The organism is Kitasatospora aureofaciens (assembly GCF_019192735.1).
Classification (GTDB): Bacteria; Actinomycetota; Actinomycetes; order Streptomycetales; family Streptomycetaceae; genus Kitasatospora; species Kitasatospora aureofaciens_A.
In genome coordinates, this window is the sequence record NZ_JAHTKP010000009.1 from 84,643 (window position 1) to 105,909 (window position 21,267).

At 74.0% G+C, this 21,267-nt stretch carries 15 protein-coding genes; 5 read left to right on the forward strand and 10 right to left on the reverse strand.

From position 1 onward, the window contains the following. The first annotated feature begins 48 nt into the window (after positions 1–48). From KV557_RS12300 to KV557_RS12315, 4 genes are all read left to right on the forward strand, one after another. On the forward strand, positions 49–450 hold the full coding sequence (locus KV557_RS12300; RefSeq protein WP_218199889.1) for a TadE/TadG family type IV pilus assembly protein: 402 nt from the start codon (positions 49–51) through the stop codon (positions 448–450). Positions 451–709: 259 nt separating this feature from the next. Next, complete coding sequence (locus KV557_RS12305; protein WP_218199890.1) at positions 710–1,093, forward strand: hypothetical protein; 384 nt, start codon at positions 710–712, stop codon at positions 1,091–1,093. Between the two features lie 170 nt (positions 1,094–1,263). Continuing rightward, positions 1,264–4,977, forward strand: a complete 3,714-nt coding sequence (locus tag KV557_RS44050) for a LysM peptidoglycan-binding domain-containing protein (protein WP_218199891.1) — start codon at positions 1,264–1,266, stop codon at positions 4,975–4,977. 347 nt (positions 4,978–5,324) lie between these two features. Beyond that, entirely contained in the window at positions 5,325–7,514 is a 2,190-nt protein-coding gene (locus KV557_RS12315) for a hypothetical protein (protein ID WP_218199892.1), read from the forward strand. 273 nt (positions 7,515–7,787) lie between these two features. On the opposite strand, the gene KV557_RS12320 is transcribed toward KV557_RS12315, so the two are convergent. The 4 genes from KV557_RS12320 to KV557_RS12335 form a co-directional block, all read right to left on the reverse strand. Continuing rightward, the gene (locus KV557_RS12320; RefSeq protein ID WP_218199893.1) at positions 7,788–9,158 is read right to left on the reverse strand and encodes a S53 family peptidase; all 1,371 of its coding nucleotides are present in this window, start codon (positions 9,156–9,158) and stop codon (positions 7,788–7,790) included. A 284-nt stretch (positions 9,159–9,442) separates the two neighbouring features. After that, positions 9,443–10,201, reverse strand: a complete 759-nt coding sequence (gene fabG / locus KV557_RS12325) for a 3-oxoacyl-ACP reductase FabG (RefSeq protein ID WP_218199894.1) — start codon at positions 10,199–10,201, stop codon at positions 9,443–9,445. Positions 10,202–10,322: 121 nt separating this feature from the next. Further along, a complete protein-coding gene (locus KV557_RS12330) occupies positions 10,323–11,510 on the reverse strand; it encodes a thiolase family protein (protein ID WP_218199895.1) in 1,188 nt (395 codons plus the stop codon). 43 nt (positions 11,511–11,553) lie between these two features. Beyond that, positions 11,554–12,717, reverse strand: coding sequence for an acyl-CoA dehydrogenase family protein (locus KV557_RS12335; RefSeq protein WP_218199896.1), 1,164 nt, complete (start codon positions 12,715–12,717; stop codon positions 11,554–11,556). Positions 12,718–12,920: 203 nt separating this feature from the next. Between KV557_RS12335 and KV557_RS12340 the strand changes: the two genes are divergently transcribed. Beyond that, positions 12,921–13,622: a TetR/AcrR family transcriptional regulator gene (locus KV557_RS12340; protein ID WP_218199897.1), complete on the forward strand. Its 702-nt coding sequence runs from the start codon at positions 12,921–12,923 to the stop codon at positions 13,620–13,622. A 74-nt stretch (positions 13,623–13,696) separates the two neighbouring features. Here the strand turns inward: KV557_RS12340 and KV557_RS12345 are convergent, their stop codons facing one another. The 6 genes from KV557_RS12345 to egtA form a co-directional block, all read right to left on the reverse strand. Next, positions 13,697–14,983 carry a nitric oxide synthase oxygenase gene (locus KV557_RS12345; RefSeq protein ID WP_374106616.1) on the reverse strand — a complete coding sequence of 429 codons (1,287 nt, stop codon included), beginning with the start codon at positions 14,981–14,983 and terminating at the stop codon, positions 13,697–13,699. Positions 14,984–15,103: 120 nt separating this feature from the next. Further along, on the reverse strand, positions 15,104–16,528 hold the full coding sequence (locus KV557_RS12350) for a sugar porter family MFS transporter (RefSeq protein ID WP_308129869.1): 1,425 nt from the start codon (positions 16,526–16,528) through the stop codon (positions 15,104–15,106). Positions 16,529–16,691: 163 nt separating this feature from the next. After that, on the reverse strand, positions 16,692–17,663 hold the full coding sequence (gene egtD / locus KV557_RS12355) for an L-histidine N(alpha)-methyltransferase (protein WP_218199898.1): 972 nt from the start codon (positions 17,661–17,663) through the stop codon (positions 16,692–16,694). A 45-nt stretch (positions 17,664–17,708) separates the two neighbouring features. Further along, positions 17,709–18,512 carry an ergothioneine biosynthesis protein EgtC gene (gene egtC, locus KV557_RS12360; RefSeq protein WP_218199899.1) on the reverse strand — a complete coding sequence of 268 codons (804 nt, stop codon included), beginning with the start codon at positions 18,510–18,512 and terminating at the stop codon, positions 17,709–17,711. Next, positions 18,512–19,855: an ergothioneine biosynthesis protein EgtB gene (gene egtB, locus KV557_RS12365; protein WP_218199900.1), complete on the reverse strand. Its 1,344-nt coding sequence runs from the start codon at positions 19,853–19,855 to the stop codon at positions 18,512–18,514. The genes egtC and egtB overlap by 1 nt, the downstream gene beginning before the upstream one ends. Beyond that, entirely contained in the window at positions 19,852–21,216 is a 1,365-nt protein-coding gene (egtA, locus tag KV557_RS12370) for an ergothioneine biosynthesis glutamate--cysteine ligase EgtA (protein ID WP_218199901.1), read from the reverse strand. Before egtA ends, egtB begins: the two co-directional genes overlap by 4 nt. Positions 21,217–21,267 lie beyond the last annotated feature (51 nt).

Below are 21,267 nucleotides of genomic sequence, written 5' to 3' on the forward strand. Positions count from 1 at the left end.
TCGCCGCGGAACGGGCTGGCGTCCCGGTGGCGTTCGGACGGCGGCGGGGTGGCCGTGGAGGCGGCGATCGTCGCCCCGTACGTCGTCGGGCTGGTGCTGATCGCCATCGCCGCCGGGCGGCTGCAGACCACCTCCGGCACGGTCGAGGCGGCGGCCCGCTCCGCCGCCCGGACGGCCTCGCTGGCGCGCAGCTTCGACGGGATGGAGGAGCCGGCGCGGACGACGGTCGAGCAGGAGCTGAAGCAGCAGGGCGTGTCCTGCCAGGACCTGAACGTGGCGGTCACCCTGGGCGAACTGAAACTGCCGGGCGGCGCGGTCGCGACCGTCAAGGTCCGGGTGGTGTGCAAGGTCGGGCTGGGCGACCTGCTCGGCTGGCTGTCGGGGGTGCCCGTGACGAAGACCCTGGCCGGCGAGTTCACCTCGGTGGTGGACCGTTACCGGGGCGCATGACGGATACCGGGGCACGTGACGGAACTGGACGGCGGGCGGGCCGGATCGGGGGATTGGGGACGGCCCGCGCGGGGGAGACGCAAGCGGAGAGCGCTCGGGTGATGACGGTACGGGGCCGAGCGGTGCCGCTCGGTGGGGGCCGGGGGCTCCGGGAGTCGGACGAGGTGCGGTTGTGCGAGGGGGTGTGAAGGTGCGTACACGTGCGGGGAGTTGGCGGTTCCGATCGCGCCGGTCGGATCGCGGTGCGATCTCCCTCTTCGTGGCGATCTGCGCGGTCTACCTCGTGTTCGTGATCGCCATCGTCGTCGACGTCGGTGGCCGGCTGCGGGTCGCCGAACGGACCGACGCCTACGCCCAGGAGGCCGCCCGGGTTGGCGGACAGCAGCTCGACCAGGCGGCCGTCCTCCAGGGGAAGGGCGTCAAGGTCAAGCAAAAGTACGTCGAGCAGGCCGCGAACGCCTACCTCGGGCTGTACGGCCTCAAGGCCGCTCAGGTCGACTTCTCCGCGGACGGCACGGTCGTCACCGTCACGGTGGAGAGCGACTTCCGGCCCGTCCTGCTGGGCAGGTTCGGCGAGCGGAAGGTATTGGGCAAGGGCAGTGCCACCCTCGTCCACGGAGTCGAGAAAGCGGAGACCGACTGATGGCCGCGCCACGTGCCAAGGACCAGGCCCGACCTGCTCCGGACCGGGCTCGAACTGCCCAGGCCCGGACCGCCCAGGCCCGAACTGCTCAGGCCCGAACTGCCGGGAGTCATAAGCGGGTTGCCCGGACCCCGGCCCGGCCGGGCGGCGGCCGGGGACGCGCCGGCGCCGTGATCACCGCGCTCGCCGCGCTGGTCGCCCTGGCCGCCCTGCTGGTCGGCCTGCCCGCGCTGCTGCTCCACGGCACCAGTGCGGTCGCCGCGATGGGCGACGTCGCGCCGGACGGCATCGGGCAGGCGCTCACCAGCCCGGACGACGGGCGCCTGTTCCTCTGGCTGCTCGTGGTCGTCGGCTGGCTCGCGTGGGCCTGCTTCGCGTTCTCCGTCCTGCTGGAGATCCCCGCCCAGCTGCGCGGACGGATCGCCCGCCGGATCCCCGCCTTCGGCTGGAGCCAGCGGCTCGCGGCCGGACTGGTCGGTTCGGTGCTCGCGCTCCTGCCGGTGGCCGGTTCGGCCTTCGCGGCCGTCCCCGAGCGGCCCCAGGCGGCCACCGCCCCGGCCCAGTTGAGCGCCGGCGTGCAGCGGGCCGCGCTGCCCGCGGCGCAGGCCGCGCCCGCCCTGACGCCCGCCGCCGACCAGCACCCCACGTACACCGTGCGGGACAGCCGGCCCGCCGACAGCCTGTGGTCCATCGCCGAGCGGCAACTGGGCTCCGGGGAGCGGTGGGTGGAGATCGCCAAGCTCAACGACGGCCGGGTGATGGACGGTTCGGGCGTCCGCTTCGACGCCGACCGGCCGATCCAGCCCGGGTGGGAACTGCTCATGCCGGCCGACGCCAAGCCGGACGAGGCCAAGGCTCCGGCCCCGGCTCCGGCTCCGGCGCCCGCCCAGGCGCCCGCTCCCGCCCCGGCGCAGACGCCGCAGGCCGGGACGGACGGGTCGGGTGCGTCCGGTTCCTCCGGTGGCGCCGGGCACGCGACGGTGACCGTCAAGGAGGGGGACAGCCTGTCCGCCATCGCCCAGCGGGAGTTGGGGGACGCCGAGGCGTGGCCGAAGCTGTTCGAGGCGAACAAGGGCGCGCAGGCGCCGGACGGCGAACGGTTGACGGACCCGGACGAGCTGGTGCCGGGGACGGTGCTCACGGTGCCGGGCGCGGCCGCGCCTGCTCCCGCCCCTGCCCCTGCGCCCGCGCCGGCCCCTGAGCCGGCGCCGGCTCCCGCGCAGCCGGCCCCCGCCCCGTCCGCGCCTGCCACCCAGCCGCCCGCCACCGCGGCCCCGGCACCCGCCCCGACACAGGCCGCACCCACCCAGGCCGCGCCGCACCCGGTCACCCCGGCACCCGCGCACGCCCCGGGCAACGCGCCCGCCCCCGGCGCGCACGCCGACCCGGCCACCAGCGGCGACTACACCGTCGCCCTCGCCGCCTCCACCGTCAGCGTGCTGCTCGCCGCGATCATGGTCGGCACCGTCGCCCACAAGCGCGGCACCCAGCTGCGCGCCCGCCGCCCCCGGCACCGCATCTCCATGCCCGCCGCCGAGGCCGCGTCCTTCGAGAACGAGCTCAGGGCCCGCCAGGACGATGCCGGCCTCGACCTGCTCGACCGCGCGCTGCGCACCATGGCCCGCAACACCGTCCGCGGGGGCAAGCGCCTGCCCGCCATCGTCGCCGCCCGGATCACCCCCGGCCACACCGTCGAACTGCACCTCTCCGGCCCGGCCACGCCCATCGCGCCGTTCCGCGCCGCGCACACCCCCAACGTCTGGTGGTGCAGCCCCGACGCCGGCGACCTGCTCAACGCCACCCAGGCCCGCCGGACCGCCGCCCCCTACCCCGCCCTGGTCACCCTCGGCACCTCGCCCGACGGCTCGGTCGTCCTCGCCGACCTGGAGACCGTCCGGCTGCTCCACCTCTCCGGCCACCCCGACGACGCCCGCGACGTCCTGCGCACCCTCGCCCTCGAACTCGCCCACAGCCCGCTCGCCGACCGGCTCCACCTCCACCTGGTGGACCTGGCCGAGGAGGTGCCGGTCACCGGCCCGGCCGCCGAACGCGTCCACCGCCACCCGACCCTGGAGGCCGCGCTCGCCGCCCTCGGCCCGCGCACGGCCAAGGCCCGCGCCACCCTGGTCGCCGCCGAGGCCACCAGCCCGCGCGACGCCCGCAGCCGCGGCCAGGCCGACGAGTCCTGGACCCCGGAGATCGTGCTCTGCGCCCAGCAGCCCGGCGGCGACGTCCCCGCCGCACTCGGCCGCCTGCTCGACGCCCGCCCGCGCACCTGCGTCGCCGTCGTCACCCGCGCCCCCGAGCGCGGCACCGGCCCGGTCGCCCGCTGGACGCTCCCCACCACCGGCCAGGCCGCCGTCCCCGGCCTGCACCTGACCGTCGAGCTGCAGCGGCTGAGCGGTCCGCAGTACGACCAGGTGGCCGAACTGCTCCGGGCCGCCGACGACACCACCCAGCACCCGGCGCCCGCCTGGACCCTGGACGGTCCCGGCCTCGACCCCGGTACCGACGCTGACTCCGACGCCGAGACCGCCGAACTGCCCGCCGCCGTACCGGTGCTGGCCACCGTCGGCGGCCCGGCGGAGGAGGGCGCCGACGGCACCGGCCCGGCGGCCGGGCCGCGGGCGCTCACCCGGGTCATCGGCACCGGCGCCAGCCCGTTCGCGGGCACCGACCCGGCGGCGCCGGCGGCTGTGCCGGCCGTCGGGCCCGGGTCCGCCCGGCATGCCGTCAACGGGCAGGGCCGGAAGGCGGTCACCTCCGAGACTGCGCCGGCCGCCGACGAGACGACCCGGGACCTGCGGGTGCCGGCCTCGGCCGACGTCGTGATCCCGGTCCAGCCGGTCGTGCCGCAGCCCGGCGTCTCGCAGCCGGTCGTCCCGCAGCCGGCCGCCGAACCCGCTCCGACCCATGACGCCGCCCCGGCGCCCACGGCTCCGGACCCGCGCGTGCCGGCCCGCCCGGAGCCGGAGGCCGAGCCCGTCCCCGTGGCGGACCGGGCGGCCGGGCCCGAACCCGGACCGGCCGCCACGGCCCCGGTCGCCCGCGCAACCGCCTCCGGCCGCAGCGACTGCGACGACCTCCTCGCCATCCTCCGCTCCCCGGAGGCCCACGCCGCCCGCAACGCCCCCCGGATCCGCCTGCTCGGCCCGGTCGACGTGGCCGGCACCCTCGGCACCGCCGAACCTGCCGCCCTGCCCCGCCTCACCGAGCTCGCCGTCTACCTCGCGCTGCGCCCCGGTGCCGACCACAACGCCCTCGACCACGACCTCCACCCCGGCGCCGCCCACCTCGACCCGCACCCCACCGCGGCCGACGCGAAGAGCCCGCTCCCCGGCAAGATCGCCGACCTGGCCGCCTGGTTCGGCACCACCCCCGAGGGCCGCGCCTTCCTGCCCACCGACAGCCCCGACGGCTACTCCTTCGCCCCGGCCGTCACCTGTGACTGGGACGAGTTCCGCAGCCTCTACCGGCGCGGCATGCGCAGCACCAGCGCCACCGCCGACGCCGCCCTCGCGCACGCCCTCGCGCTGGTCCGCGGCGCCCCCTTCGCCGAGGCCCCGCCCGCCTCCTACGGCTGGGCCGAGGCCGAGCGCCAGGACATGATCGCCGCCATCGTCGACACCGCCCACGAACTCGCCGCCCGCCGTCTCCAGTACGGCGACCACCGCAGCGCCGAGGCGGCCGTCTTCCGGGGCCTCGCCGTCGCCCCGGACGTCGAACTCCTGCACCGCGACCTCTTCTACGCCTACGCCTCCGCCGGCGCCCGCGACCAACTCCTGCGCGCCGTCAACCGCCTCGACGCCCTCAGCCGCCGCACCGGCCGGGAACTCGACGCCGACACCGTCGCGCTGCTCCGCGACCTCCTGGCGGGTTCCTGACGCCCGGGCGGGTGCCGGATCTTTGATGGCGGGCGAGTCCCCGGGCTCGCCCGCCGCCGGAGGGGGCGTCACGGGGTCGCCGTCCGGGCACAGTTCGATCACTGCCCGGCGGAAAGCTTCACACGTCGGGGGAGCGGTGCGACGGGATCCGCCCTGACGTTCTCCAACAAGCCCTCTCCGGCGCGCAGTTGAGCGGCGACGTGCGGCCGGGCGCGCCGATCGGCCACCCGGCCTGGATCGGGTGTGCCGGGATCTCGTAGGGTGGCGCGAACGGGAGTGGTGCCGGACACCACGCAGCAAGGGCATCAGACGCCGCACAAGCGGCGGGGCGGGGCGGTGACCAGAAGATGGCGGAAGCGAAAGCTGTCCCAGGAGGCCCCGATCCGGCAGCGGACGCGGGACCCCGGGACGCCGTACCGCCGTCCCCGCGCGTCCCGGCCGACGAGCACCCGCCCGGCCCGGCCGCGCTGTACGAGCCGCCGGCCGCGCCCGTTCCGCCGCAGCCCCCGGTCGCGCCGACCGGATGGACGCTCACCAACATGGCCGCCGCACCTGCAAACGCTTCGGCTGCAAACGCTTCGGCGCCCGTACCGGCCGCTGCGACGCCGCTGCCGTTCACCGTTCCCGGCGTCGGCGGCGGGCTGGGGGCGGCGCCGCGCGGGCGGATCCTGGTCGTCGAGGGCGGCTACGGCAACGCCGGCCGCCGCACCTGGGGCCGCGGCGGGCCCGCCCAGGCGCCGGTGCTGTCCGCGATGCTGGCCGCCGTCTCGCCGCAGGTGCTGCTCGCCGCGGACGCGGTCGACGCCGTCCACCTGCCCGGCGCCAGCGACCCGCACACCGTCCTCGCCCACCTGCGCGCCGCCGCCCGCCACCCCGGGCCGCTGCTCGTCCACCTCGGCGGCCACTTGCTCGCGGACAAGCGCGGCGGCCAGCTCCACCTGACCCTGCGCGACTCCAAGTCCGGCAGCATCCGGCAGGACGGCCTGCCCTGGCAGGCGATCGCCGCCGAACTGGGCCACCGTCCGGCCGAGTGGCAGACCCTCGTCATCGCCGACCTGAGCGCCGACCCGGGCGCCTGGCCGTACCTCCAGGGCCCCACCTCGCCGCTCAGCGACGGGATCCCGCTGTGGGCGGTCGTCAGCCCGGACCCGGAGCAGATCGGCACCTTCACCCGCGCGCTCATCGAGGCTCTGCACGGTGGACGCCCCGGCGCGGGCGACGTCCTCGCGCCCGAGCAGCTGCGCCAGCAGGTGTATTCGGTGCTGCGCCCGGACGTCGTCATCGTGGCCGCGCACGCCCCGGACCGCCCGGTCTTCCGCAACACCGCCCGCCGCATCGACGGCCCGGTGGCGGACACGGTGCCGGCGGACGCCGCCCTGGTGGCGGACGCCGTCCCGGTGCCCGCGCTGCGGCCGGCAACGGTCCTGCCGCAGCCGGCGGAACCGGCGGAACCGCACGATGCCATGGCTGAACCGCGCGATGCCATGGTCGAACCGCCCGCCCCGGCGGAGGTCCCGGCCGGCGCCCCGATCCTGGTGAGCCTCGTCAAGCCGGGCGTACCGCCCACCCCGCCGGCGCCGGCCCGTCCGGTCAGCCTGCTGAAGCAGCTGCCCGAAGCCCCGTCAGGCGTGACTCTCCGCAAGCCCGCCCCGGACGCCACCCCCGAGGACGCCACCCCGACGCCTGGTGTGACGCTGGAGAAGCCCGCCCCGCCCGCAGACGAGCCGGAGGCGCCCGAGGACGCCGTCCCGGCCCCGACCGTGGAGGCGGCGGCCGACGAGCCGCACGACGCCGTCCTGGCCCCGGCTCCCGAGGCGACGGCCGACGAGGCGCGGGACGCCGCCGTCCTGGCTCCGGAGCCGACGGCAGACGAGCCCCGCGACGCCGTCCCGGCCCCGGCCCCAGCTCCCGAGACGGCCGACGAGCCACAGGACGCCACCGTGGAGGAGCCGGAAGAGGCAGAGGAACCGCAGGAGTCGAAGGCCCCGGAAGCGGCCGACGAGCCCCAGCCGGAGGCCGAGGCCGCCGCAGCCGCGTCCGCCGCCCCCCAGCCGGAGCCCCCGGCCCCCGCGGACGCTCCCACGCCCGCCGCCCACCAACCGCGCGCCGACTACCGCGAGACCCTCGGCCGGATCGTCCGCAGCGCGGACGCGGGCAACCACGCTGCCGCCACCGACCTCGCCTTCGCCCTCGAACTGGAGGCGATCGCCGAGCACGGCGCCGTGTCCGAGCCGGTCCTCCAGGTACGCCAGGTCCGGGCCCACGTGTGCCGCCTGGCCGGCAAGCCCGCCGAGGCCGCGGACATCTACCGCGAGGTGGCCCTGACCCTGCTCCGCTCGCAGGGTGCTGACCATCCGGAGACCCAGCAGGCGGCCACCAACGCCGAGGCCTGCTGGCGCGCGATCCCGGACCGCGCGGAGGCCATCCGCATCGCCCCCGAGATCATCGAACTGCGCGCCTACCTCCCGGGCCCCGAGGGCCGTAAGCTCCGCGCCGCCGAGCGTTACCTTGCCCAGCTGGCGGCGCCGGGCAACTGACCGGCGACAGCCGACAGGTGACAGATAACAGCGAACAGATAACAGATTTCGAAATCTGTTATCTGTTCGCGCTCCGCGCCCCGCCTCCAGCACCCCGGCGTCCCTGCACCCGCACCCCGCGCACACCATCCCCGAACGCCACTGGGCGGGAAGCCGGCCGCCGCCGACTTCCCGCCCAGTGCATGTGCTGTCGCCGTCGCGCAGGTCCCTACCGGAGGTCCCTACCGCGCACAGCTACCGTGCTGCGTCCCTGCTGTGACCGCTGAAGGTCCGTCACCGGCCCGCGAGGGCGTGGACGAACTTCGTGCCGTCGATGGTGCCGAGGCCGCTGGCGAGGTCGTAGCCCTCGGTCGCGTTGTAGCCGGTGACGCCGTTCCAGCCGTTGTCGCCGTCCTTGACGTCCGTGATGCCGCTCCAGTCGCTCGGGAGCAGGCTCAGGCCGTACATGCGCCAGTTGATCTGGCCGAGGCGGTAGCCGGCGGCCTGGTCGGCCAGGGCGACGATGCCGGAGAACAGCGGGGTGGCCTCGCTGGTGCCGCCGGTGAGGTGCCAGCCGACCGCGGTCGGGTCGTACGACTCGTACGTCCAGGCGGCGCCGTCGACGGCCGCGCTCATGCTGATGTCCGGGGTGCCGCGGTGGTTGCCGGTGACGTTGGCGACGCCGGCCTGGTACCACGGGCGCTCGAAGATGCCGGAGACGCCACCGCCGCCGGCGCCGGACTTGTCGTGCCACACCTTGTCGGCCGCGGTGCGGTTGCCATTGTCGTCCAGAGTGAGCTGGGTGCCGCCGACCGAGGTGACCAGCGGGTCCGAGGACGGCCACGAGTTGACCTTGTACGGGTACAGGTCGGTGCCGTTGAGCTGCGCGTCGGTGGCGCCGTTGTCGCCGGAGGCGGCGAGGACGGTGACGTTGTGGGCCGCGGCGGCCTTGAACGCGTAGCGCAGGTCGGTCAGGGACTTGAAGTCGCCCTTGTCGTAACCCGGGAAGGTGTTCTCGGTGGCGCCGAAGCTCTGCGAGATGACGTCGCCGACGCCCTTCTTGATGAGGTCCTTCTCGGCGTCCATCATCTCGGGCAGGCCGGTGACGCCCTCGGTCTCGGCGACGCCGGTCTCGACCAGGACGATGTGGGCGTCGGGGGCCATCGCGTGGGCGTACTCGACGTCAAGGGTGGTCTCGCCGGCCCAGCCGGTGTGGTCGGGGTTCTTCGGGTCGAAGACGGGGACGTTGCCCCACTTGACCACCTCGACGTTGGTGTCCTTGATGCCCCACTGCTTGTCGAAGACCTCCAGGTCGTGCTGGATGGTCGGCGAGCCGAAGGAGTCGACGATGACGATCGTGCGGCCCTTGCCCGTGATGCCCTCCTGGTACAGCGGGCCCAGGTTGTAGGCCTTCTGGTACTGGAGCGGCGAGTAGCAGTGGATGCCGATCTGGCTGACGCACTGGGTGGTGCTCAGCGGGGCCGGGCGGGCCGTGGCGAGGTGGTGTCCGGCCGAGGCGGGCTGGACGTGGACGCCGGCCAGGTTGTGCGAGGGCGCGGCGACGGCAGCGCCGACCGCCGGGACGGAGACGGTGCCGGCCGTGACGGCGGTCGCTCCGACGGCGAGCAGAGCCAGGGCGCGGCGGAGGGTAGCGGGGCTGCCCATGGGACTCCTTGGGGGACGCAGGGCCCGACCTTGGTCCGGTCGGGTCGGTCCGGCCATCCCATCGATTGCCACATGATCATGCCATAGTCATTTGGTGTGGTGGTGTTACGAACGGCATGGTCATGTTCGGCCACGCGAAAAGGTAAAGGCCGTCCCAGGGGAAAGTAACTCCGTTGCTGGGACGGCCCGTTGACTACACGTCGGGAAGCCTCACCGATTTCACAGTTTTCACCGTGTTGGCCAACTTTACCAAGTTCATCGGCGCGGGGTAAGCCTTCGTCGGGTCAGCGTGCCCCGCCGTTGACGTACAGGGTCTGCCCGCTGACGTACGAGGCGTCCTCGCTCGCGAGGAACGCGACCACCGAGGCGATCTCCTCCGGCTGCCCGACCCGCCGCAGCGGGGTGCGGGCGGACACCTCGGCCTGGTGCTCCTCGGCCGAGCTGCCGACCCGCTCGGCGGTGGCGGCGGTCATCGCGGTCGCGATGTAGCCGGGCGCGACGGCGTTGACGTTGATGTTGAACGGGCCCAGCTCGATGGCCAGGGTCGCGGTCAGCCCCTGGATCCCGGCCTTGGCGGCGGCGTAGTTGGCCTGGCCCCGGTTGCCGAGCGCCGAGCGCGAGCTGAGCGAGACGATCTTGCCGAACTTCTGCGCCACCATGTACTTCTGCGCGACGTGGCTGCAGTTGTAGGCGCTGGTCAGGTTGACCGTCAGCACCGCGTCCCAGTCGGCCTTCGGCATCTTGAAGAACAGGCTGTCCCGGGTGATCCCGGCGTTGTTGACCAGGATGTGCACGCCGCCGAGGTCGGCGGCGACCTGGGCGAACACCGCCTCGACGGCGTCGTAGTCGGCCACGTCGCAGCCGTAGGCCCGCGCCGTGCCGCCCTTGGCGGTGATCTCGGCGACCGTCCCGGCCGCGCGCTCGGCCGTGAGGTCGACGACGGCGACCGCCGCGCCCTCCTCGGCCAGCCGGCGGGCCGTCGCCGCGCCGATGCCCTGCGCCGCACCGGTGACCACGGCAACCTTTCTTGCGAAACGCGACACTTCGTACTCCCTGGGGGGTGGATCCTGAGGGTGGATATGTAGACAAAGGGATGTCCGGACAAAACAAGGTCCGGACAAGACGACGTCAGGACGAGCGGCGACGTCAGGATGAGCGGGGACGTCAGGCGTTCTCGACCAGCACGGCGGTGCCCTGGCCGACGCCCACGCACATCGTGGCGAGCCCGCGCCGGGCGCCGGTGCGGTGCATCCGGTGCAGCAGGGTGGTCAGGATGCGGGCGCCGGAGCCGCCCAGCGGGTGCCCGAGGGCGATCGCGCCGCCGCTCGGGTTGACCAGCTTCGGGTCGATGCCCAGGCCGTCCATGGAGGCCAGGGCCTGGGCCGCGAACGCCTCGTTCAGCTCCGCCGTGTCGACGTCGCCGATCGACCAGCCGCTGCGCCCGAGCGCCTTCTGCGTGGCGGGCACCGGGCCGATGCCCATGACGTCCGGGTGCACCCCGGCGGAGGCCCCGGCGACGTACCGGCCGAGCGGCTCCAGCCCGAGGTCGCGCAGCGCCTCCTCGCTGACCAGGACCAGCCCGGCCGCGCCGTCGTTCATCGGCGAGGCGTTGCCGGCGGTGACGGTGCCGCCGGGACGGAACGCGGGCTTGAGGCGGGCGAGCTTCTCCAGGCTGGTGTCCTCGCGGATGCCCTCGTCCTGGCTGACCGTCACCCCGTCCGGCCGCTCGACCGGGATCAGCTCGGCGTCGAAGTGGCCGTCCTTGCGGGCGGCGGCGGCCCGCTGGTGGCTGCGCAGCGCGAAGGCGTCCTGGCGCTCGCGGCCGATGCCGTACCGGGTCGCCACCTCCTCGGCGGTCTCGCCCATGCTGAGCACGCCGTGCAGTTCGGGCATCCGCGGGTTGGTGAGCCGCCAGCCGAGCCGGGTGTCGTAGGTCTCGATCCGGTGCGGCAGCGCCTCGTCGGGGCGGGGGAGGACGAAGGGGGCGCGGGTCATCGACTCGCAGCCGCCGGCCAGCACCACGTCGGCCTCGCCGGAGCCGATCGCCCGCGCGGCGAGCGTGACGGCCTCCAGGCCGGAGGCGCAGAGCCGGTTGACAGTGGCTCCGGGGACGGTCTCCGGCATGCCGGCCAGCAGGACGGCCATCCGGGCGGCGTTGCGGTTGTCCTCGCCGGCCTGGTTGGCGGCGCCCCAGTAGACGTCGTCGATCCGGGCCGGGTCGAGGGCGGGCACGTCGGCGAGCAGGGCGCGCAGCACGGTGGCCGAGAGGTCGTCCGGGCGGACCGTGGCGAGCGCTCCGCGCAGCCGGCCGATGGGTGTGCGGCGGGCTGCGGCGAAGTAGACAGGACGCACGTCGTCGGGCTCCTTATCCGATTGATCCGATGAATTGGGTTGATCAGAAGGCGTTGACGCCGGTGAGCGCGCGCCCGATGAGCAGCTGGTGGATCTGGCTGGTGCCCTCGTAGAGGGTCATGACCCGCGCGTCGCGCAGGTACTTGCCGACCGGATACTCGTCGATGAAGCCGTAGCCGCCGAACACCTGGAGCGCGTTGTTGGCGGCCCGGACGGCGGCCTCGCTCGCGTAGAGCTTGGCGACGGAGGACTCGGTGGCGAACGGCAGGCCGCGCTCGATGTGGTCGGCGACCTTCCAGGTGAGCAGCCGGGCGGCCTCGAGGTCGACGGCGATGCCGGCCAGCAGTTCCTGGACGAGCTGGTGCGAGGCGATCGGCTTGCCGAACTGCTCGCGCTCCCCGGCGTAGCGGACGGCGGCGTCCAGGCAGGCGCGGGCGATGCCGACGCACCCGGCGGCGACCGACATCCGGCCCTTGGCGAGCGCGCTCATCGCCACGCTGAACCCCTTGCCGATCGCGCCGAGCCGGGCACTGTCGGGCACCCGGACCTGGTCGAAGGCGAGTTCGGCGGTGGCCTGGCCGCGCAGGCCGAGCTTGCCGTGGATCTCGGTGCGGGTGAAGCCGGGCAGGTCGGTGGGGACGAGGAAGGCGGTGATGCCCTTGTGGCCCTGCCGGTCCGGGTCGCTGCCGCCGGTGCGGGCGAAGACGAGGGCGACGTCGGCCCAGGTGCCGTTGGTGATGAACGTCTTGGCGCCGCTGATCAGCCAGTCCTCGCCGTCCCGGACGGCCCGGGTGGTGAGGTTGGCCGCGTCCGAGCCGGTGCCGGGCTCGGTGAGCGCGAAGCAGCCGAGCGCCTCGCCGGCGGTGAGCCGGGGGAGCCAGTGCCGCTTCTGCTCCTCCGTGCCGTAGCCGTTGATCGACTTGGCGACCAGGCCGAGCGAGACCGAGACGATGCCGCGCACGGCCGAGTCGCCGCGGCCGAGCTCCTCCAGGACGAGGCAGTAGGCGAGGTGGTCGCCGCCGCTGCCGCCGTACTCCTCGGGGAGGGTGAGGCCGAGGAAGCCGAGTTTGCCCAGTTTGCCGATGATCGCGCGGTCGACGGACTCGGCGCGGTCCCACGCGGCGGCGTACGGCGCGATCTCGCGGTCGGTGAACTCGGCGGCGAGATCCCGGACGGCGGCCTGTTCCTCGGACAGCTCCAGATTCACGGCGACTCCTTCACGGCGACTCCTTCACGGCGACTCCTTCACGGCGACTCCAGGCCCCAGACCCAGTAAACTAGCGCTGCAAGTTTTATGGGGGGACTGTAGCCCGACCGGCCCGCGCTGGGAAGAGGCGCCTGCCAGAATCGGTCCCCACCCACCCGGCCGGAGGAACGGCCGGGGAGACCGACCCGGAGGAAGGCGCCACGATGGCCCGCCCGCGCACCCCGCTGCTCAGCCGCGAGCGCATCGTCGCCGCTGCGTTGCAGCTGATCGACGCCGAGGGCCTGGACGCCCTCTCCACCCGCCGCCTCGCCACCGAGCTGTCGGTCAGCGGGCCGTCGCTCTACAACCACTTCGCCACCAAGGACGAGCTGCTGGACGCGGTGGTGGACACCGTCATCGGCGAAGTCGACTTGTCGATGTTCGGATCCGTTGCCACAGGAATCGCCGCCGAAGGAGACGCTGCCGGAGAAGCCGCCGCCGGAGGCCGGGAGACCCCCTGGCCGGACGCGCTGCGCGACTGGGCCCGCTCCTACCGCGCCGCGCTGGCGGCCCACCCCAACATCGTCCCGGTGCTGGCCCAGGGCCCCGGCCGCCGGCCGAACGCGCTGCGGCTGGCCGACGCCGTCTTCGGCCACCTGGTCGACGCCGGGTGGCCGCGCGGCCAGGCCACCCGGATCGGCGCGCTCATGCGCTACTTCGTCACCGGTTCGGCGCTGGCCTCCTTCGCGGCCGGGTTCCCGGCGGACGCCGAGGTGTACGACGCGGCCGACTACCCGCACCTCGGCGAGGCGCACCGCCTGGCCGGACACCGTGGCACCGTCGACGAGGGTGCCTTCGATACCGGTCTGGAGGCGCTCCTCGACGGGCTCGCGCTGCGCTTCGAGCGCCTCGCCGAACGACCGTAGTCGAACAGCCGTATCCGAGCGAACGTACCCGAACGAACTTCGTGGCATTGCCAGTTACCAGTTACCAGTACCGGCTACCCGGGCTCGCGGGCCACGAAGGCCGGCCGCAACGACGGGTCCACCGGGTCGTAGTACCGGTGGTAGACCGGCGTGAGCCCGCCCGAGACCGGGGGCACGATCCAGCTCCAGTCCGCCGGGGTGGGCCGGCCGAGCCGCTTCTCCTGGGCGACGTGCCTGAGGAAACGTTCCGACTCGGTGTGGTGGTCGGCGATCGTCACCCCGGCCTCCTGGAAGGAGTGCAGAACGGCGACGTTGAGCTCGATCAGCGCGCGGTCCCGCCAGAGCGTGCGGTCGCTGGAGGTGTCCAGGCCGAGCCGCTCGGCGACGGTGCCGAGCATGTCGTAGCGGTCGGCGTCGGCGAGGTTGCGGGCGCCGATCTCGGTGCCCATGTACCAGCCGTTGAACGGCGCGGCGGGGTAGCGGACCCCGCCGATCTCCAGCGTCATGTCGCTGATCGCCGGCACCGCGTACCAGCGCAGGCCGAGTTCGGCGAACCAGTCGAACTCGGGGTGGCAGAGCGGCACTTCGAGCGTGGTGTCGTCCGGCAGCTCGTACCACTGCGGGCGCTCGCCGGCCCGTTCCCGGATCAGCAGCGGCAGCACCTCGAACCGCTCCTCGGCGCACTTCCAGCCCAGGTCCCGGGCGCGGGCAGCGAGTTGGACGCCCGCCGGGTCGCCGGTGATGCCGTTGGTGATTCCGTCCGTGCCGTCCGGGGCCGGATGGCCCGCGTAGCGGACGAGTTGCTGGTTGACGATGCGGGCGGCGGGGCGGCCGGGCCGGTCGGGGGCGAACACCGAGACCACCGGGCGGATCCGTCCGCCGTTGCCGGCCAGTCGCAGGTGCTCGAAGCACTCGGCGGCGATGTCGTCGGCCGCGCTCAGGTGCCGCAGGTCGCGCACCACCAGGCTGCGCCAGTACAGCCGGCCGATGCAGCGGGCCGCGTTGCGCCAGGCGAGCTTGGCGCCGTAGGCGAGTTCGGCGGGGGTGTGCTCGTAGGTGCCGGTGCGGTCGATCTCGTCGAGGACGGCGCGCACCCGGGCGTCAGGGTCGCCGGCGGCGGGCTGCTCGCGGTGGAACTGACGGACGAATTCGGTGGCCTGGTCGGGGTCCGTGAACGGCGGCGCCGCCGGGAGCAGCGAGTCGGTCGGGACGACCGGCCGGAATGCGACAGGTCCCAGGACGGGTGGCGTGTGCACTGCCGGGGCGTGCACCGCCGGGGCGTGGGTGTGGGCGTACGGGCAGCCGCCGGCGGGCGTGGCGGCGGGTCTGCGGGTGCGAAGCCGGTTGAAGATCAAGGACACATCCCTCCTGCCGAACAGGAGTACCGGAGGTGTCCGGTCCGCCGCACAGAGTGAACGATTCGGCCCCCGCACCCGCGCTGATCGCGCTAGGGTGCGGGGGCCGAAGGTCCGACTGTCGGATCAGCCCATGTCCTCCAGCCGGACGCCCTTGGTCTCCTTCATGAACTTGGCCACGAAGGGGATCGACAGCGCCGCGAAGGCCGCGTACACGAGGTAGGTCGCCGACAGGTTCCACCGCGACATCGACGGGAACGAGACGGTGATCGCCCAGTTGGCGATCCACTGCGCGGAGGCGGCGACGGAGAGCGCGGCGGCCCGGATGCGGTTCGGGAACATCTCGCCGAGCATCACCCAGACGACCACGCCCCAGGACATCGCGAAGAACAGCACGAACGCGTTGGCGGCGATCAGCGCGACGGTGCCCTGGAGGTCGGGCAGCGAGACGTTGTCCCCGCTGCCGGTGGCCGAGGAGAACGCCCAGCCGGCCGCGCCGAGGGAAATCGCCATGCCGGCCGAGCCGATCAGGGCGAGCGGCTTGCGGCCGATCCGGTCGACCAGCAGGATCGCGACCACGGTGCCGAGGATGTTGATGACCGAGCCGATGAAGCTGATCAGCAGCGAGTTGCTCTGGTCGATGCCGACCGACTGCCACAGGATCGACGAGTAGTAGAAGATCACGTTGATGCCGACCAGCTGCTGGAAGACCGACAGGCCGATGCCGACCCAGACGACCGGCAGCAGGCCGAACCGGCCGCCGAGCAGATCGCGGAAGCGCGGGCGGTGGTCGGAGGCGATCAGGGCCTGGACCTCGGCGATCCGGGCGTCGGCGTCGATGCCCTCGCCCTCGACCTCGGCGAGCACCTTGCGGGCGTCGTCCAGGCGGCCGGCCTGGATCAGGTAGCGCGGGGACTCGGGGATGACCGAGGAGAGCACGAAGTAGACGACGGCCGGGATCACGCAGATGCCGAGCATCCACTGCCAGGCCTCCAGGCCGAGCAGGTGGCCGCGGGTCTCGCCGCCGGCCGCGTCCGCCAGCACCCAGTTGACCAGCTGGGATATCGCGATGCCGAGGACGATGGCGGCCTGCTGGAAGGAGGCCAGCCGGCCGCGGTACTTGGTCGGCGCGACCTCGGCGATGTAGGTCGGCGCGATCACCGAGGCGATGCCGATGGCGGCCCCGCCGAGCACCCGCCAGAAGGCGAGGTCCCAGGCGGAGAACGGGAGCATCGAGCCGACCGCGCTGACCGCGAACATCAGCGCGCCCGCCTTCATGACCTTGATCCGGCCGTACTTGTCGGCGAAGCGGCCGGCCACCGCGGCGCCCACCGCCGACCCGAGCAGGGCCGAGGAGACGATCAGGCCGGTCACGCCGTCGCCGACGCCGAACTTCTCCTTGATGCCGGAGACGGCGCCGTTGATCACGGAGCTGTCGTAGCCGAACAGGAATCCGCCGAGGGCTGCGGCGGCGGTGATGAAGACGACGAAGCCGAGGCGGCCGGGCGCGGAGGCCTCGACCGCCCCGGAGGGCTTCTGGGTGACGCTCACGATCTTGACTCCTGGTACTCAACGCTGAGCTCGGTAGCCGAGATCGTAACCCCTGTTCGTTTAAGTCTTGTACACCGGGATCCTCAAGTTTTGCTCTGAGAATTCGTAAGGTGAACAACCAAATTGAGCGCGGACGGCGGGTGCGGCGGAGTCCGAAGGCCGGCTACGCCGGGGCGGCCAGCGACAGCCCGAATCGGCCCTCCTCGTCCGTCCACCAGTGGCTCAGCCGCAGCCCGGCCGACGCCAGCTCGTCGGCCACCCGCTCGCGGCGGAACTTGGCCGACACTTCGGTGCGCAGCTCCTCGCCCCGGTCGAAGTGCACCGGCAGGTCCAGGGCCGGGATCTTCACGGTCTGCGCGCGCAGCGAGCGCAGCCGCATCTCGATCCACTCCCGCTCCGGGTCCCAGAGCGCGACGTGCTCGAACGCGTCGGGGTCGAAGTCGGCGGACAGCTCGCGGTTGAGCACGTTGAGCACGTTCCGGTTGAACTCGGCGGTCACCCCGGCCGCGTCGTCGTAGGCGGCGACCAGCACCGCCGGGTCCTTGACCAGGTCGGTGCCGAGCAGCAGGAAGTCGCCCGGGTCGAGCGCGGCGCGCAGGCCGCGCAGGAAGGCGGCGCGCTCGTCGGGCAGCAGGTTGCCGAGGGTGCCGCCGAGGAAGGCGACCAGGCGCGGGCCGCCGTCCGGCGGCAGGCCGAGGCGGGCGGTGAAGTCGGCCAGTACCCCGTGCACCGCGAGCCCGGGGTACTCGGCGGCGAGCGCGGTGCCGGCCGCGGTGAGCGCGCTCTCGCTGACGTCCACCGGGACGTAGGTGTGCAGGGTGCCGAGCGCGTTCAGCGCGTCGAGCAGCAGCCGGGTCTTCTCGGAGGAGCCGGAGCCGAGCTCGACCAGGGTGCGGGCCTTGGTGGCGGCGGCGATCTCGCCGGCCCGGGCGGTGAGGATGGCCCGCTCGGTGCGGGTCGGGTAGTACTCCGGCAGCCGGGTGATCTCCTCGAACAGCTCGCTGCCCCGCGCGTCGTAGAACCACTTCGGCGGCAGCCACTTGGGTTCGGACGTCAGACCGTGCTGCACGTCGTGGTGCAAGGCGGTGCTGAAGTGGTCGGCGGGGAGGAGGCGGGTGAGGTCGAAGCTGTTCATGACAGGGTGGTTCCTCTGTTCAGTAAATGAAGGAAGGGCGCGGGATCAGTCGCGGCCCGGGAGCGGGCGGACGACGACGGTCAGCCGGTCGGCCCTGTTCGGCTGTTCGGCCGCGTTCGGCTGCTCACCCGCGTCGCCCGGCCCGGCCAGCAGGAGCGAACCGTCCGGGACGGCCGTCCAGCCCCGGTCGTCGTCGTACGGCTCGGACGCCACCACCACGCCGAGCCCCGGCAGGGTGCGGTGGTGCAGGGTGTCGCCCCAGGCCGTCGCGGCGATCGTCCGGCCGTCGGTGAGCAGCAGGTTGAGCCGCCCGGTGGTGTGCGCGGTGACGTCCGCGACGGTTCCGGCCAGCGCCTCGCCGAGCCCGGCCCCGGCGCGGAGCCGGTGCAGGGTGAGCGCCCACAGGAGCGCCGAGTCGGTGCGCGCCTCCAGGTCCAGGAGTTCGGCCGGGGGCAGCAGCGCGGCGAGGGCGTCCACCTTCCCGGGCCAGCCCGCCACGACGCCGTTGTGGCTGAACAGCCAGTGCCCGGAGGCGAACGGCGCGGCGGCCTGCTCGCCCGCCGCGCAGCCGTCGGTCGCGGAGCGGACGGCCGCCAGCAGTGCCCGGGTGCGGATCACCCGGGCGAGGTCGGCGAAGGAGGCGTCCGCCCAGATCGGTCCGGCCCGGCGGTAGCGGGCGGGGATGCCGTCCCCGTCCGCGTACCAGCCGAGGCCGAAGCCGTCGACGTTCACCGTGCCGTACTGCTGCGTCCGCGGCGCCCAGGACTGCCGGTACAGCGCGCACGGCGGCGCCACCAGCAGTTCCCCGGGCGCCACCGGCTCACCCAGATAAGCGAGGTGACGGCACATCAGTCCCTCTCCGCGTCGGCGGCGGTGCGGAATCCGGAGAAGATCTGCCGCCGGATCGGGTAGTCCCAGTTGCGGAAGGTGCCCCGGCAGGCCACCGGCGCGACCGCGAAGCAGCCGCCGCGCAGCACCTTGTACTCGGGACCGAAGAAGACCTCCGAGTACTCCTTGTACGGCCACGCCCGGAACCCGGGGTAGGGGTGGAAGTCGCTGGCCGTCCACTCCCACACGTCGCCCATCAACTGCCGTGCGCCGTACGGGGACTGTCCTTCCGGATAGCTGCCCGCCGGGGCCGGGCGCAGGTGCCGCTGGCCGAGGTTGGCGTGCTCCGGGCCGGGGGTCGCGTCGCCCCACGGGTAGCGGCGGGAGCGGCCGGTGGCCGGGTCGTGCCGGGCCGCCTTCTCCCACTCCGCCTCGGTCGGCAGCCGCCGCCCGGCCCACCGGGCGTACGCGTCCGCCTCGTACCAACTGACGTGCAGGACCGGCTCGTCCAGCGGAACGGGCTCCAGTACGCCGAAGCGGCGGCGCAGCCACTGGCCGTCCTCGTGCCGCCAGAACAGCGGGGCGGTCAGGCCGGCGTGCTGCCGGTGCGCCCAGCCCTCGGGCGTCCACCAGCGCGGCTCGTCGTAGCCGCCGTCGGCGATGAACCGCAGGTACGCGCCGTTGGTGACGGGTGTGGTGTCGAGCCGGAACGCCGGGAGGTCGACCACGTGCGCGGGGCGCTCGTTGTCCAGCGCCCACGGCTCGATGTCCGTGCCCATCGTGAACGGCCCTGCGGGGACGAGGACTTCGGCGGGCAGGGTGGCCGCGTCGGCGGGTGCGGGCGGCGGCGGGGGAGCGGCCAGCGCCGGTTCGCCCTTGCGGAGCTGATGGGTGATCAGCATCGTTTCGTCGTGCTGCTGTTCGTGCTGGGCGATCATGCCGAACGCGAACCCGGCGTCCAGCAGCGGCGCGCCCTCCAGTGGGCTGGCGGAGAGCAGGTCGAGCACCCGTCCGCGCACCTCGTGCGCATACGCGCGGGCCTCGCCCGGCAGCAGCAGCGGCAGGCTTGGGCGCTCGGCGCGCGGGTGCTGGAAGGCGTCGTACAGCGGGTCGATCTCCGGGTGCATCGGGTCGCGCCCGCCGACGTTGCGCAGCAGCCAGAGCTCCTCCTGGTTGCCGATGTGCGCCAGGTCCCAGACCAGCGGCGACATCAGCGGCGAGTGCTGGGCCGTGAGGTCACGGTCCTCGACGCAGTCGGTCAGCGCGGCGGTCCGGGCGCGGGCGGCCAGCAGCTCGGTGGCGATCGTCTCGCGCAGCGCCTCGGCGTCCGCCGGTGCGGCGGCAGGGGGTCGGATGTCGGTCATGATGCGGCCTCCTCCGGAGGAGTGCGTCGGGTGCCGGAGCGCAGGGCGTCCAGCTGGTCGTCGGCCGGGCAGCGGCCGCGCGCGGGGTAGCGCTCGGCGAACTCGGCGACGGCGGCGCGCAGCCGCCCGGCGCCGGGCAGTCGGCCCAGCGCGGCGTCGGCGGCGGCGAAGCAGGTGAGGGTGGCGCGGCGCAGTTCGGGATCGGCGACGGCCAGGGTGGCGGCCCGGCGCCAGACGTCGCTGCGCGGCGGGCGCGGACCGTCCGCGCACTCCAGCGGCTCCAGCGCGGCGAGCGCGGCGTCGGCGGCCGGCGGGTCGTCCAGCAGCGCGGTGACCAGGGCGGCGGGCACCACCCAGCCGTCCCCGGGCTGGGCGTCGATCATCCGCAGCTCCAGGTGGCCGCGCGGGCGCACCGGCGGGAACAGCGTGGTGCAGTGGTAGTCCAAGTCGGCCAGCGTGGGCGGGCGTTCACCCGCGCCGCGCACCCAGTCGCGGAAGGTGAGGCCGGGCGGTGCCGTCCACGGCAGGCCGTCCGGGCGGCGGACGCACAGCACCTCGGCGTCCAGCACGTACTGCGCCCACGCCTCGCGCGGGTCGCCGTGGTCGAGGCCGGGGGCGAGCGTGCGGGTCGGGTCCATCCGGGACCAGACGGTCTGCCGGGTCGACCGGTGGCCGGTCGGCTTCCCGTCCAGCAGTGGCGAGTTGGCGAAGGCCGCGACCAGCACCGGCCCGAGCTGGTGGGCCAGTCGCCAGCGCCGCTCCACCGCGTGCGGGCCGTCCGCGTCGCCGGCGTCCAGGCACACCTGCACGGACGCGGTGCCCGTCATCATGATCCGGCCCCAGGGGCCTGCGGAGTCGAAGAACCGCTCCATCGCGAGGTAGCGGGGGTGGTCCAGCACCATCCGGCGGGGGCGGGCGAGCGGGTCGGTGCCGGTGCCAGTGAGGCGAAGGCCCTGCGCCGCGAACGCGGCCCGCAGGGCGGTGAGATCGCGCCGGGTGTCGTCGACGCAGGCCAGGAGGCCGGTGGCGGGCGGGGAGCTGAGCTCGACCTGTCCGCCGGGTTCGAGCGTGAGGCGCGAACCGGAGGGGAGCGAGGTGCCGTCCGCGCCGCCGAGCGGCAGCGACTCCAGGGCGGCGTGGATCCGTTCCGGCTGGACCGGCCGGGTCGGACATCGGTCGTCGTGGACGAACCACTCGACCTCGACACCCACCAGCCGGGGAGGTCCGATCTTGAAACAGACGCCCGACATGTGGCTGCGCGCCCCCGACTCGGTCAGCGGGGTCACCCCCGTCGGGGGCGGTGGCGTGCTCTGCCGATGGGGCGGAGTGGCGGGGGATACGGGTATCACCGGACTAACCATCCTCGGGATCACGATTGCGGCCCGGTCTACCTTGCCCAGTCTGCTACGGAG